Here is an 11,984-nt window from a genome sequence, read left to right as displayed (position 1 = left end):
TCGTTTTTTGTATCACAAATTACTCTAATAAATGGCTTATTTAATTTATTGTTTACATTAAAGTTCTCTGGTGTAAATATAGAAACACTCATAGGCACTATTAAGTGCCTTAGCACATGGAAAGTATAGTGAACGATGTAACATCAATCACTAGAAAATAGCCAGCTAAAAAATCACAGCAAATAAAGCCTTAACAGCTTTAAGTTGTATCAATTTATATGGAAATAATAATGAAAAAATTAATCGCAATAGTAGCGTTGTTAGGCTTTGTTTCATTTGCACAAGCTAATGACAGTTTTGTAGTAAATGCCAAATTTTATGATAATAAAAATTTAATTGGTTCACCTGTTTTAGTAGTAAATTCAAACGAAGAGGCATCAGTTTCAGTTGATAACTCGTATAGTTTTGCTCTTACACTAACGCCAATTGATGACTCGACCGTAAGCTTAGCAACCGACCTGAAATTAGGTGAAAAACATATGGCACCTTCTTTAGTCGTTGAGCTGGGCAAAGAAGCAAGTATAAATATTGATGGTAAAGAGTTTTCAGTTTTAGTAAATAAATCAAGCAGCTAATAAGTTAGAATCGAGGAATATAATTAATGAGAAACTCAAGAAATGAAATAGTAAAATATGGAGTCTCTTTTGGTACAGCCCTAGCAATTGCTATTTCATGGAGTGCTAACGAGTCTGTGTTATGGGCAATTTTGCATGGTTTTTTATCTTGGTTTTATGTTATTTGGCATGTAATTACGCGATAAGTGTTTTCGCGTGTGCACGGATTGATTATGTAGACCGCGGTCAATGTTAATAGTCGAGTAATTACCATTTAAAACGATTAAGTTAAAAATATAAAAGGAATAATTAATAATGAAAGGTGCGGGTGGAAGCTCTGGTGGTATTGGGCATTTTTTTATTGGTTTGATTATGATGTGCGGTGGCTTTTATATGCTGCTAAACGCAATTTCGGTGACCTCTAATTTTGGACTAAGTTCTCGTATTTATAGTGTTAATGCTTTAGGTGGCTTTGGCGTTACAGGCGGCATGGTTATGATCCCGTTTATTTTTGGTGTGGGTCTGATTTTTTATAATTCTAAAAAAATTTTAGGCTGGGTGCTATCTCTTGGCTCGCTAACAGCACTTATATTTGGCGTTATATCGAGTGTTCGATTTAGTATGCGAACTATGACGTCGTTTGATTTGATTGTTATTATAATTTTAGCGTTTGGTGGCTTAGGGCTGTTTTTACGCTCGCTTAAATCTATTGATACTTAAATAATTACCACGCTTTATTTTAAATACAATTTTAATTATAGGCATTTAATATTATGTTCTAATGCCTAAACTAATACATTAATAATGTAATCCTTCCTATTTACTGCTTAACCAGTAACATATTTTAAAGAGATTTATGTGAACAACTCAATACAGCTAAAACTAATTGCTACTCATTTATTAGCACAAAGAGATGAAAACCCAGCGCGTTCAAACTTTCCTAAAGAGTTGGTATTAGACTCGACTGACGATGCAATAGAAGTACAAAAGTTGATGATTTATTTAAATGATCAAACTGTATATGGCTGGAAGTGTATGCTGCCTTTAGATGATGGCTCAATTATATTAGCACCTCTTTTACATGCACCTATAAAACAAGCTGAAAATTGCCCACTGTATACAACAAAAGATAAAGCGCTGATAGAACCAGAAATTGCATTTATTTTGCAAAGCGATTTACCAAGTAATAAAACCTATACAAATGAAGACGTGGATACTGCATTTGCCAGCGCCCACTTAGCACTTGAGCTTATTCAAAAAAGGTTTGATGAAGACACTCCAAGCACTCACATTGAAAAGCTGGCCGATGGTTTATCTAATCAAGGCGTGTATTTAGGCCCAAAAATAGATAAAGCCAAAGCGTATAACGCAAGTAGTGTAAACATTAACGTTAAGCAAATTGAAGCTGAGTTAAGCTTGGCGGGTATTCACCCTGCAGAACTTGCGCAACTTCCACTTTATTGGGCGGTTAATTACTTATCAGCAAAGGGAATCAACTTAGAAGCAGGGCAAGTGTTTATAACGGGCTCTTACTGTGGTGTTGTTGAGCTTAATACCGATCAGTTAACCACGATTAGTTACGAAGACTTAGGGTCATTTAGCACTACGTTTTTATCAAAGTAAATTTAAACGTTATTTAATAGATAAATCGTACTTTAAAATAAGCGCATCTATGTAACGGGTGCGCAATGTTTGTTGTTTTTCATGGTCGGCGCCGTGTCCTAGTGCTTTGTTTAAAAGCTTCATGGCTGGGTGTAGTAGCGCTCTTTCGTCTTGGTTTAAACTCGCTTTACTGCGCAGTTCGGTAATGTCGTCAACTAATAACCTGCCAATATCTACCGAGACTATTTCGTCTATTAATCCATTTTGAGTAAGCACGCCGTACTTACTGCATAAAAACTGTTGCCAAATTTGCTGCAAGTGCTCGTCTATTTCGCAGCCAAATAGCTCTTCGCTAAACGTAAATCCTTGCTGAGCGAGTTTAGTTAGGCTTGCAGTATATTGCTGTGCAAAATAATTAAAAGCATGGCTTGATGATTCTATTTTTTGTTTTAAAAGACCTTGACCCCAATTAACACAGCCGCGCGGGTAATAGTCGTCATACTCTTCGCATTCATACAAACCTGAATATGAGCTGCAGCTAAGTTGACTTTTAATACAGTAACTTGGTTTTGGGAAAACACTTCGCTCTTGCCAAGCTAAAAGTGTATCTGCATCTATATTTAATGCTTGGCACAGTTCATCGGTGTTATAAAAATGAGTTGCTAAGTAGTCAGATAAACGCATAAAGCCTCTGGTATCGTTAAAGATAAAATACTGTTCATATATACAGTTATTCATTTTGTATTACCAAACTTAATAACACAAGAAATTTTATAATTAAATGTAGGCTTACACCTCCAAAAGTACCGGCAATTATGTTACAAATAGCGCAAGTTTTATAAATAATGATTTTTTATGCGCACCCTAGACCAAATTAAACAAGCAAGCCTTATTACAGCTATTAAAACGCCATACTTAGCAAACGGTGAAATAGACCTAGCAAAGTACGATGAACTCGTAGAAATACAAATTGCAGCAGGCGTTGACGGCATTGTAGTTGGTGGCACAACAGGCGAAGGCCAGTTAATGAACTGGGAAGAGCATTTAATGCTTATAGCGCACAGTGCAAACAAGTATGGTGACAAACTGGTTATTGTCGGTAATACCGGTAGTAACAACACCCGTGAAGCGATTAAAGCAACTAAATATGGCTTTGCCAGCGGTATGGATGCAGCACTGCAAATTAATCCATACTACGGACGTACGTCTATTGCGGGTGTTAAAGAGCACTTTAAGCGTGTACTTGATATTGGACCTGCCTTTATTTACAACGTAGCAGGGCGAACAGGTCAAGACCTAACGCCTGATATTATTGAACCACTCGCTAAACATGAATATTTTATTGGTGTAAAAGAGTGTGGCGGTAATGAACGTATTGCCCATTATGAACAACAAGGTATTGCATGTTGGTCGGGTAACGATGACGAAAGTCACGATGCGCGCCACACACATAAAGCGCACGGTGTTATTTCGGTTACTTCTAACCTTATACCTGGTTTGTTCCGTCAGTTAATGGATACGCCAAGTAGCGAGCTAAATGCGTCGTTACAACCATTGATGAACTGGTTGTTCTGTGAACCAAACCCGATTGCAATTAATACCGCATTGATGATGACTGGCGCAGTAAACCCAGTATTTAGATTACCGTATTTACCGCTTAGTGATGAACAACAAGCTCAAGGCGAAGTGTTAATTAATGAGTTAAATAACAGCGATGTTGTAGGCGGCGCAGCTAAGTGTATTAAGCAAGGCGATATAGCCCTGCTTTCTTAGCAATATGAGCGAGCACTGAACAACTTGCTAGTTCGGTGCTTTTTGTTAATGATTATTTACTTCTATTGCTAAAATCGGTAAAATTCCCTCCCTTATTTTTAATAAAATACGTTGAACTGTGAAATTTGTTGTTGAAGAACTCGCTACATGGATAAAGCCTGAACAGCGACAAATAAAAGAGAGCAATTGGTTTGATTCCTCTGTGTTAAATCTCAGTTGGGTGCCTGCTATGCAGCGACGCCGAATGACTTCTTTTATCAAAATGGCGCTCTTGAGTGCTCATCAAGTAAGCACTCAAGGTAACTATGCTAATTTACCGAGTGTTTTTTCTTCTCGACACGGCGATTTTCATAAAACGTCTAACTTACTTGTTGATGTAGTAAATGATCAGCCACTGTCGCCCACTGGTTTTGGGTTAAGTGTGCATAATGCTGCTTCGGGACTTTTTGGGATAATACAGGGCAATACAAGTGCTACAAATGCTATTGCTGCAGGAGCCGAAAGCTTTATTTATGCACTCGTAGATGGCTTTGTAAGACTTGCTGATAACGATCAGCAACACATATTAATAGTTCATACCGATGAACCCCTCCCCGATATTTACGCTCAGTACGCCGATGAACAGCAAATAGCACACTCTATTGGTTTAATAATAAGAGCGCCGCAAAAAGGCGAACCCCACTTTAGTTTAAACAAAGTATTTAATACGGGCATGGAAAAAAGCGACTTACCAATGAGTATTCAATGCGCTAAAGCTTTGTATGAGCGAAGCAATACATTACTTGTTCATAACACGCTTGAGCACGATTGGCAGCTTACGTACCATGCTTAAAAATGCACAAAGGCTATGTGGATTGATTTGGCGGATTATTGCTACTGCATTTTGCTTTTCAGTTTTTGGAATGGGTGGTTTAGTATTAGCCTTTATTGTTTTTCCTGCTCAGCGCCTATTTCAAAGTGACTCAGTTAAACAAAAGCTTAAGGCTCGAAAAACAGTGCATTATTGTTTCAAATTATTTGTTAGTTTAATGCATATAACAGGCGTTATTCAATTCCATGTTAACGATAAAGCAAAAATTGAAGGCTTAAAAGGGCAACTGATATTAGCAAACCATCCTTCTTTAATTGATGTTGTTGTTTTAATTTCGGTAGTAAAAAATGCAGATTGCGTAGTAAAGGCGCATTTATTTAAAAATCCTTTTATGCGCGGCGTTATTAAAAGTACTGGCTATATAAGTAATGACGATCCGCAGGAGCTATTACGAGAGTGCGAGCGCAGTTTGCAAAAGGGTAATAACTTAATTGTATTTCCTGAAGGGACACGGACAGAGCCTCATAAAACATTAAAGTTTAAACGAGGCGCTGCAAATATTGCAATTAGATGTCATGCGCCCATTACTACTTTTTTAATTAAAATGAAGCCAAACACTTTAACCAAAGGCACACCTTGGTATAAGGTCGCGCCATATCAGGCGCATTTTACAATGAGGCTTGCGGGCCAGCAGTTTAATTGTGCAACGTACCACAGCGATATGCTCGCGATACAATCACGCCAATTGACTAAAGATTTACAACATTATTTTACACAAGAGCTAAAAAATATATGAGCGAATTAAAAGAACAAATAAAACAACTGATTATCTCAAGCCTTGACCTTGAAGACATGACCACTGCTGACATTCAAGATGATGACGCTTTATTTGTAGATGGCCTAGGGCTAGACAGCATAGATGCATTAGAGCTTGGACTTGCGATAAAGAAGCAATTTGATGTGAAAATAGATGCAAACTCCGATCAAACTAAAGCGCACTTTGCCTCAGTTAATTCTTTAGCAAAATTTATTGAACAAGCACGTTCTTAATATATAAAAGTAGGAAGAAAGATGAAAACCGCTGCTGAAATTTATGATGTATTACACGGCATTTTAGAAAACGAATTTGAAATAGACCCAGAAGATATTAGCTTAGAGGCTAACCTGTACCAAGATCTTGATTTAGACAGTATTGATGCAGTTGACTTAGTTGTGAAGTTAAGAGAAATCACAGGTAAAAAAATTGAGCCTGATGCCTTTAAGCTCGTGCGCACAGTGCAAGATATAGTCACCGAAATAGAAAAGTTAGTTAACTAATACTATGTTAAAAGCAGTTTTAACAACGTTAATTATGATTTGCTTGGCTTGCTACCCTATTATTGTGTACGTAGGCCTTACGCGTTTTAATAGTCAGATTATTACAGTATTACTGCTATTTTTACTCGGGCTTAGACTTTGGTTAAGCAAAGCCTTGTTTGATAAAATGCCGTGGTTAAAGCCCGCTACATTTTTAGCAGCCATTACTATTTTGATTTCCAAGGTAATGGATAGCGACTTAGGGCTGCGTTTGTATCCCGTAATCATTAATTTAGTTATGTTAGTTGTGTTTGCGTATTCCTTGTATAAAGGGCCTTCTATTATTGAAACCTTTGCGCGCATTACTGAGCCCTCACTTGATGAAAACGGTGTAATTTATACAAAAAAAGTAACGCTAGTGTGGTGTGTGTTTTTTGTATTAAACGGTGGTATTGCCCTGTACACCAGTATTTTTAGTAGCCTAGAAACCTGGGCTTTTTATAATGGTTTTATTGCTTACTTAGCTATGGGCACATTGTTTGCTATAGAGTGGCTAGTCAGACAAAAAGTAAAAAGGAACGCCGGTGTTTAATGCTTTTCAAAGTAATGCGATAAGAACATGTTTTAATCATACTGATAATGATATTTCGGAGCGTCAGTTTGTTAGTGATATAAACGAAGTTTTAGCAAAGCTATCAACGTTAAATGCTAAATCATCGGTTGTTTTATACACCACAGACACCTACAAATTTGCCGTGTACTTATTTGCTTTGGCACTACACGGAAACACAGTGATTTTGCCGCCTAATGGGCAACCTGCAACGTTAAACTCCTTGCTTAAACAAACACCTTTTTTTATTGGTGAGTCTGAATTAGTAGCCGATTTAGAGGCTGATTTTTTAGATATAGGCACTTTAGATAATCAACCTCACTTTGTATCTATTGAAACAATTAAATGGCCTCAAGAAGGCACAATTGTTTTTTACACGTCGGGCTCGTCGGGTAAAGCAAAGCCAATTGTAAAAACGTGGCAGGTAATAAATAAAGAATTAAGTACATTAATTAATAGCTACGCACTGATTGATAATCCTATTTTTATAGCGAGTGTTTCGCATCAGCATATATACGGCTTATTGTTTAGATTATTGTGGCCATTACGTGCAGGAAAGGTTGTAAATACAGAACTATTGCATTACCCAGAACATATAGCTACAAAGCTCAAGTTATTTAAAAAAGTAGTGTTTGTTTCAAGCCCAGCACAGTTAAAACGGTTATGTATTGATAATGTTTTAGTGAATGATAAGTCTCATTTACAATGGATTTTCTCATCAGGTGGGCCGCTATTAAACGAAGATGCTGTATCGTTGTTTACGCAATTAAATAAACCAGTTACACAAGTTTTTGGTAGTACCGAAACAGGTGGTATTGCATATCGACAAGTTACTTCACTTGAAAAGGTTAGCCTTTGGCAGCCATTTTCGGGTATTAAAGTACGGGCTTTGGACGATCAGCGTTTAATTTTAAACTCACCGCTCGTTCGCGACAAAAATTACCCTTTAGATGATAGAGGTGAAGTACTTAAAAATGGTCAATTTAGATTATTAGGCCGATTCGATCGAATTATAAAATTAGAAGAAAAACGATTAAGTTTAGATGAGCTAGAGCAACATTTGTGTACTAGTGAGTGGGTAAGTGAAGCTAAAGTAATCGCCTTGCCTGGTGAGCGATTAATTGTAGGCGCTATTGTTGTGCTTACGCATAAAGGGCAGATATTTTTTAATGGTGACGGTAAGTTAGCTACAAATAATTTATTAAAAGCGCATGCATTAGCGCGCTTTGAGCGAATTTGTATCCCTAAAAAGTGGCGTTTTGTCGAACAATTACCATACAACTCACAGGCAAAGTTAAATTTAAAAGCATTGGAGAGTCTTTTTGCAAAAGTTGATTAAAACACAGCCTGATTTACTGTCTTTTGAAAAAGCAGAGCAAAAGTATAAATTAAGCTTACTAGTTCCTCACGATTTAGATTATTTCAAAGGACATTTCACTGATGGCCCAATACTCGCCGGTGTTGTGCAATTAGACTGGGCTGTGGCTGCAATTTGTAAATATTATAATGTTCAGCAACCTGTTAAAAATGTTGAAGTATTAAAGTTTCAGGTAGTGATTACCCCAGGTATAACAATCGAATTATTGCTTGAGCAAAAAGCAGAGAATAAATATACCTTTTCGTACAATTCAAACAAAGGACAGCATGCGTCTGGCCGTGTTGTTTTTGATAGCCTGATAAATGAATAACTTTTGTATTGTTATCCCAAATTATAATCACATTACGGTTATTGATGATGTGCTGAGCCAATTATCGTCATTTAATCTTGCAATTATTATGGTCGATGACGCAAGCAACGCCGAAGCTAAAAATATGTTTAGTAAGCTTGATGCAAAGTACGCGCAGTTGAGTGTAGTTACCCACGACGATAATCAAGGCAAAGGCGGCGCGGTACAAACCGGCTTAAAGCAGGCACATAAGCTAGGTTTTTCGCATGCAATACAGGTTGATGCTGATGGGCAGCATGACTTATCTGATATTAAAAAACTAATAGCGCTTTCAAACGCTCAGCCTAAAACGCTTATAAGCTGTTGCCCAATATATGACGATTCAGTGCCTAAACACCGTTATTTAGCACGTTATTTAACGCATGTTTGGGTATGGATTGAAACGTTAAGTTTTACAATTGTAGATTCGATGTGTGGCTTTAGAGTGTATCCGCTTGAGCAAAGTACAAAGCTAATTGATGAGGTATCGCTTGGAAAACGCATGGATTTTGACCCCGAAATTTTAGTGCGTTTATATTGGCGCAATGTGCCTTTTGTATTTTTACCTAGCCAAGTAATTTACCCCGAAAATGGGCTTTCTCATTTTCAGCCATTACACGATAACGTGCGTATTTCGTGGTTACACACCCGCTTGTTTTTTGGAATGTTGATTCGCTCTCCTGTGTTAATTTGGCATAAATTAAAGAGGCGTTATGGCCGCTAAACACTGGTCTAAAATGCAAGAACGCGGTAATTTTTTAGGTATTCAAATACTGTTATTTGCTCATAAATTACTGGGTAGAAAAGGGCTGTGGATTGTTTTGTTTCCTGTGGTCTTTTATCTTTTTTTAACAGGAAAAGTAGCGCGTGTAGCATCTAAAGCGTTTTTAGAGCAAGTTAATGTTTACCAAGGCTGCAAACAACCTGTTACGTTTAAAATGCAATTAGCGCACTTTTGTAGTTTTGCAGATAGCGCATTAGATAAAATTGATGCTTGGCTTGGGCGAATAACCCAACGTGATATTAAATACACGAATGAGCATTTATTTGCTGAGCTAGATGAGCAAAATCAAGGGGCTATTTTTATAGGTTCTCACTTGGGTAATTTAGAGGTGTGCAGGGCACTTAGCCAGCACCGCAGCAGTAAAAAAATAAATGTACTGGTGTTTACCCATCACGCTGTTGAATTTAATAAAATGCTTAAAAAGATTAACCCAGATGTGTCGGTTAATTTAATACAAGTGACTGATATGGGGCCTGACTTAGCTATTTTACTAAAAGAAAAAGTAGAGCAGGGAGAAATAATCGTTATTGTTGGCGACAGAACAAGCACAACAACGGCTTCTCGGTCGGTACAGGTACCATTTTTAGGCAAAAATGCCCCATTTTCACAGGGGCCTTTTATATTAGCCGCGCTGCTTGATTGCCCTGTTTACTTTTTGTTTTGTTTAAAAGATAAAAAAAGCAAAAAGTATCAAGTGATATTTGAACATTACAGCCAATCATTAAAAATGCCTCGACGAGAGCGACAGCAGGCGCTAACACTTATTATTACTGACTATGCACAGCGTTTGAGTTATTACGCAGCTTTATATCCTTATCAGTGGTTTAATTTTTACGATTTTTGGAAAAGTGATCAGCAGGTAGTGCGCGATCAATCAATGGAGAACAAGTGTGACTGAACAAAATATACAGCTTTTTGGCAATCAGCGATTATCAATTGAAGATATTGTTCGAGTTGCCTTTAATGAAACACAAGTGCAATTAAATAGCTGTGAAACTTTTAGCGTTAAAATTAATAGCGCTTTGCGTTTTTTAGACACACTTTTAAAAGAAGATGGCGTGATTTACGGCGTTACTACTGGTTACGGTGATTCTGTAACGGTGGCTGTACCTCTTGATTTAGTTGATGAATTACCTCTGCATTTAACTCGCTTTCACGGCTGTGGACTCGGGGATGTATTTAATAAAGTGCAAGGGCGTGCAATTTTAGCGACCCGCTTAACATCACTTTCACAGGGCTACTCTGGTATTAGCTGGGAAATGCTGCACCTACTTAAAGATTACTTAAATAACGATATAGTGCCTGTGATCCCGCAAGAAGGGTCAGTAGGTGCCAGTGGCGATTTAACACCGTTATCTTACGTTGCAGGTGCGATGGTAGGCGAGCGTGATGTGTTTTACAAAGACCAAGTACGTAACAGTGCAGAAGTTATGAAAGAAGTTGGCTTAGAACCACTAACACTAAGGCCAAAAGAAGGTCTTGCCGTTATGAATGGCACAGCGGTAATGACTGCATTAGCGTGTTTAGCGTTTGATAGGGCTAATTACTTAGCTAAACTGGCGAGCCGTATTACTGCATTATCAAGTTTAGCGCTTAAAGGAAATAGCCATCATTTTGATGAGATATTATTTTCAGTTAAGCCACATCCTGGGCAGCAACAAATTGCACGTTGGATAAGAGACGATTTAAACCATCACGATCACCCTCGTAATGCAGACAGACTTCAAGATAGGTATTCAATCCGTTGTGCACCCCATGTTATTGGTGTGCTGCAAGACAGTCTGCCGTTTTTTAGGCACATGATAGAAAACGAGCTTAATTCAGCAAACGATAACCCAATAATTGACGGCCAAGGTGAGCATGTATTACACGGCGGGCATTTTTACGGAGGCCACATTGCAATGGCAATGGATAGCATGAAAACAGCCGTTGCAAACCTTGCTGATTTAGCAGACAGACAAATCGCTTCTTTGGTTGATACTAAGTACAACAATGGGCTACCTTCAAACTTGTCTGATAGTGCACCAGAGCGCCGTTATATTAATCATGGTTTTAAAGCGGTTCAAATTGGCTGTAGCGCTTACACTGCTGAAGCATTAAAGCTAACCATGCCGGCCAGCGTTTTTTCTCGCTCTACGGAGTGTCATAATCAAGATAAAGTGAGTATGGGAACTATTGCGTCTCGCGATTGTTTACGTATTTTACAGCTAACAGAACAAGTGTTAGCAAGTACGTTATTAGCAAGTATTCAAGGTGTTAGATTGCGTATAAAACAAGGCGATCTTGAGTTTTCGACTTTAACGCAAGATATGCAAAACATGTATACCGATATAACTGATTACTTTGAAAACCTCACTGAGGATAGACCAATGGAAGCCGTGCTAAGGCAAACAATAGGGTATATTCAAACTAAACGTTGGGCGTTGTATGAATAGTAAAGGTGCATTATTAACGCATGTGGTAGAAATTGAAATTCCATTTCATGACTGCGACCCAATGAATGTTGTATGGCATGGAAATTACCCACGTTATTTAGAAGTAGCGCGCTGCGAGTTACTGCGTTTATTTGATTATGATTACCCGCAAATGCATGAATCGGGCTACGCGTGGCCAATTGTTGATATGCAAATAAAGTATGTTGCCTCAGCAGTATTTACTCAAAAAATTAAAGTAGCGGCTTACTTAAAAGAATACGAGAACCGACTACGGATTGATTACGTAATCACTGACTCGCTAACTAATAAGCGCCTTACTAAAGCCTCAACCACGCAAGTTGCGGTTGAGGTTAGCTCCAAAGAAATGCAATTTGAATCACCCGCTATTTTATTTAATAAGTTAAAAGCGGTTT

General features: G+C 37.9%; 17 protein-coding genes. 16 read left to right on the top strand and 1 reads right to left on the bottom strand.

Features of this window, described 5'->3' with window-relative positions:
• The first annotated feature begins 230 nt into the window (after positions 1-230).
• From GQR46_RS09155 to GQR46_RS09140, 4 genes are all read left to right on the top strand, one after another.
• On the top strand, positions 231-575 hold the full coding sequence (locus GQR46_RS09155) for a hypothetical protein (RefSeq protein ID WP_165740778.1): 345 nt from the start codon (positions 231-233) through the stop codon (positions 573-575).
• A 26-nt stretch (positions 576-601) separates the two neighbouring features.
• Positions 602-760: a hypothetical protein gene (locus GQR46_RS09150; RefSeq protein ID WP_007378675.1), complete on the top strand. Its 159-nt coding sequence runs from the start codon at positions 602-604 to the stop codon at positions 758-760.
• A gap of 109 nt (positions 761-869) precedes the next feature.
• On the top strand, positions 870-1,274 hold the full coding sequence (locus GQR46_RS09145; RefSeq protein WP_165740777.1) for a hypothetical protein: 405 nt from the start codon (positions 870-872) through the stop codon (positions 1,272-1,274).
• Between the two features lie 138 nt (positions 1,275-1,412).
• On the top strand, positions 1,413-2,177 hold the full coding sequence (locus GQR46_RS09140; protein WP_165740776.1) for a 2-keto-4-pentenoate hydratase: 765 nt from the start codon (positions 1,413-1,415) through the stop codon (positions 2,175-2,177).
• Between the two features lie 9 nt (positions 2,178-2,186).
• Here GQR46_RS09140 and GQR46_RS09135 read toward each other — a convergent pair whose 3' ends face one another.
• The gene (locus tag GQR46_RS09135; RefSeq protein ID WP_165740781.1) at positions 2,187-2,840 is read right to left on the bottom strand and encodes a DUF6058 family natural product biosynthesis protein; all 654 of its coding nucleotides are present in this window, start codon (positions 2,838-2,840) and stop codon (positions 2,187-2,189) included.
• A gap of 171 nt (positions 2,841-3,011) precedes the next feature.
• Here GQR46_RS09135 and dapA point away from each other — a divergent pair, with 171 nt between their 5' ends.
• The 12 genes from dapA to GQR46_RS09075 form a co-directional block, all read left to right on the top strand.
• Positions 3,012-3,929, top strand: coding sequence for a 4-hydroxy-tetrahydrodipicolinate synthase (dapA, locus tag GQR46_RS09130; RefSeq protein WP_165740775.1), 918 nt, complete (start codon positions 3,012-3,014; stop codon positions 3,927-3,929).
• 118 nt (positions 3,930-4,047) lie between these two features.
• Entirely contained in the window at positions 4,048-4,761 is a 714-nt protein-coding gene (locus GQR46_RS09125; RefSeq protein WP_346766800.1) for a beta-ketoacyl synthase chain length factor, read from the top strand.
• A complete protein-coding gene (locus GQR46_RS09120; RefSeq protein WP_206009514.1) occupies positions 4,754-5,536 on the top strand; it encodes a lysophospholipid acyltransferase family protein in 783 nt (260 codons plus the stop codon). The genes GQR46_RS09125 and GQR46_RS09120 overlap by 8 nt, the downstream gene beginning before the upstream one ends.
• On the top strand, positions 5,533-5,790 hold the full coding sequence (locus tag GQR46_RS09115; RefSeq protein ID WP_007580830.1) for a phosphopantetheine-binding protein: 258 nt from the start codon (positions 5,533-5,535) through the stop codon (positions 5,788-5,790). The genes GQR46_RS09120 and GQR46_RS09115 overlap by 4 nt, the downstream gene beginning before the upstream one ends.
• A 21-nt stretch (positions 5,791-5,811) precedes the next feature.
• On the top strand, positions 5,812-6,057 hold the full coding sequence (locus GQR46_RS09110; protein WP_002958648.1) for an acyl carrier protein: 246 nt from the start codon (positions 5,812-5,814) through the stop codon (positions 6,055-6,057).
• A gap of 4 nt (positions 6,058-6,061) precedes the next feature.
• On the top strand, positions 6,062-6,628 hold the full coding sequence (locus tag GQR46_RS09105; protein ID WP_165740774.1) for a hypothetical protein: 567 nt from the start codon (positions 6,062-6,064) through the stop codon (positions 6,626-6,628).
• Positions 6,621-7,985: an AMP-binding protein gene (locus GQR46_RS09100; protein ID WP_165740773.1), complete on the top strand. Its 1,365-nt coding sequence runs from the start codon at positions 6,621-6,623 to the stop codon at positions 7,983-7,985. Before GQR46_RS09105 ends, GQR46_RS09100 begins: the two co-directional genes overlap by 8 nt.
• Complete coding sequence (locus tag GQR46_RS09095) at positions 7,969-8,334, top strand: thioester dehydrase (RefSeq protein WP_165740772.1); 366 nt, start codon at positions 7,969-7,971, stop codon at positions 8,332-8,334. The genes GQR46_RS09100 and GQR46_RS09095 overlap by 17 nt, the downstream gene beginning before the upstream one ends.
• Entirely contained in the window at positions 8,327-9,076 is a 750-nt protein-coding gene (locus GQR46_RS09090) for a glycosyltransferase family 2 protein (protein ID WP_165740771.1), read from the top strand. Before GQR46_RS09095 ends, GQR46_RS09090 begins: the two co-directional genes overlap by 8 nt.
• A complete protein-coding gene (locus tag GQR46_RS09085) occupies positions 9,066-10,034 on the top strand; it encodes an acyltransferase (protein WP_165740770.1) in 969 nt (322 codons plus the stop codon). The genes GQR46_RS09090 and GQR46_RS09085 overlap by 11 nt, the downstream gene beginning before the upstream one ends.
• Entirely contained in the window at positions 10,027-11,571 is a 1,545-nt protein-coding gene (locus GQR46_RS09080) for an aromatic amino acid ammonia-lyase (RefSeq protein ID WP_024593020.1), read from the top strand. Before GQR46_RS09085 ends, GQR46_RS09080 begins: the two co-directional genes overlap by 8 nt.
• A partial coding sequence (locus GQR46_RS09075; protein WP_165740769.1) for an acyl-CoA thioesterase occupies positions 11,564-11,984 on the top strand: 421 nt, incomplete at its 3' end. The genes GQR46_RS09080 and GQR46_RS09075, both read left to right, overlap by 8 nt.

This window comes from Pseudoalteromonas sp. Z1A6, from assembly GCF_011378745.1.
GTDB lineage: Bacteria > Pseudomonadota > Gammaproteobacteria > Enterobacterales > Alteromonadaceae > Pseudoalteromonas > Pseudoalteromonas arctica.
This window is presented reverse-complemented; position numbering and strand designations above follow the sequence as displayed.

Coding starts and splice junctions, on each gene's coding strand:
- GQR46_RS09155 (WP_165740778.1), top strand. CDS start 231: ATGAAAAAATTAATCGCAATAGTAGCGTTGTTAGGCTTTGTTTCATTT.
- GQR46_RS09150 (WP_007378675.1), top strand. CDS start 602: ATGAGAAACTCAAGAAATGAAATAGTAAAATATGGAGTCTCTTTTGGT.
- GQR46_RS09145 (WP_165740777.1), top strand. CDS start 870: ATGAAAGGTGCGGGTGGAAGCTCTGGTGGTATTGGGCATTTTTTTATT.
- GQR46_RS09135 (WP_165740781.1), bottom strand. CDS start 2,840: ATGCGTTTATCTGACTACTTAGCAACTCATTTTTATAACACCGATGAA.
- dapA (WP_165740775.1), top strand. CDS start 3,012: ATGCGCACCCTAGACCAAATTAAACAAGCAAGCCTTATTACAGCTATT.
- GQR46_RS09120 (WP_206009514.1), top strand. CDS start 4,754: ATGCTTAAAAATGCACAAAGGCTATGTGGATTGATTTGGCGGATTATT.
- GQR46_RS09115 (WP_007580830.1), top strand. CDS start 5,533: ATGAGCGAATTAAAAGAACAAATAAAACAACTGATTATCTCAAGCCTT.
- GQR46_RS09110 (WP_002958648.1), top strand. CDS start 5,812: ATGAAAACCGCTGCTGAAATTTATGATGTATTACACGGCATTTTAGAA.
- GQR46_RS09105 (WP_165740774.1), top strand. CDS start 6,062: ATGTTAAAAGCAGTTTTAACAACGTTAATTATGATTTGCTTGGCTTGC.
- GQR46_RS09090 (WP_165740771.1), top strand. CDS start 8,327: ATGAATAACTTTTGTATTGTTATCCCAAATTATAATCACATTACGGTT.
- GQR46_RS09085 (WP_165740770.1), top strand. CDS start 9,066: ATGGCCGCTAAACACTGGTCTAAAATGCAAGAACGCGGTAATTTTTTA.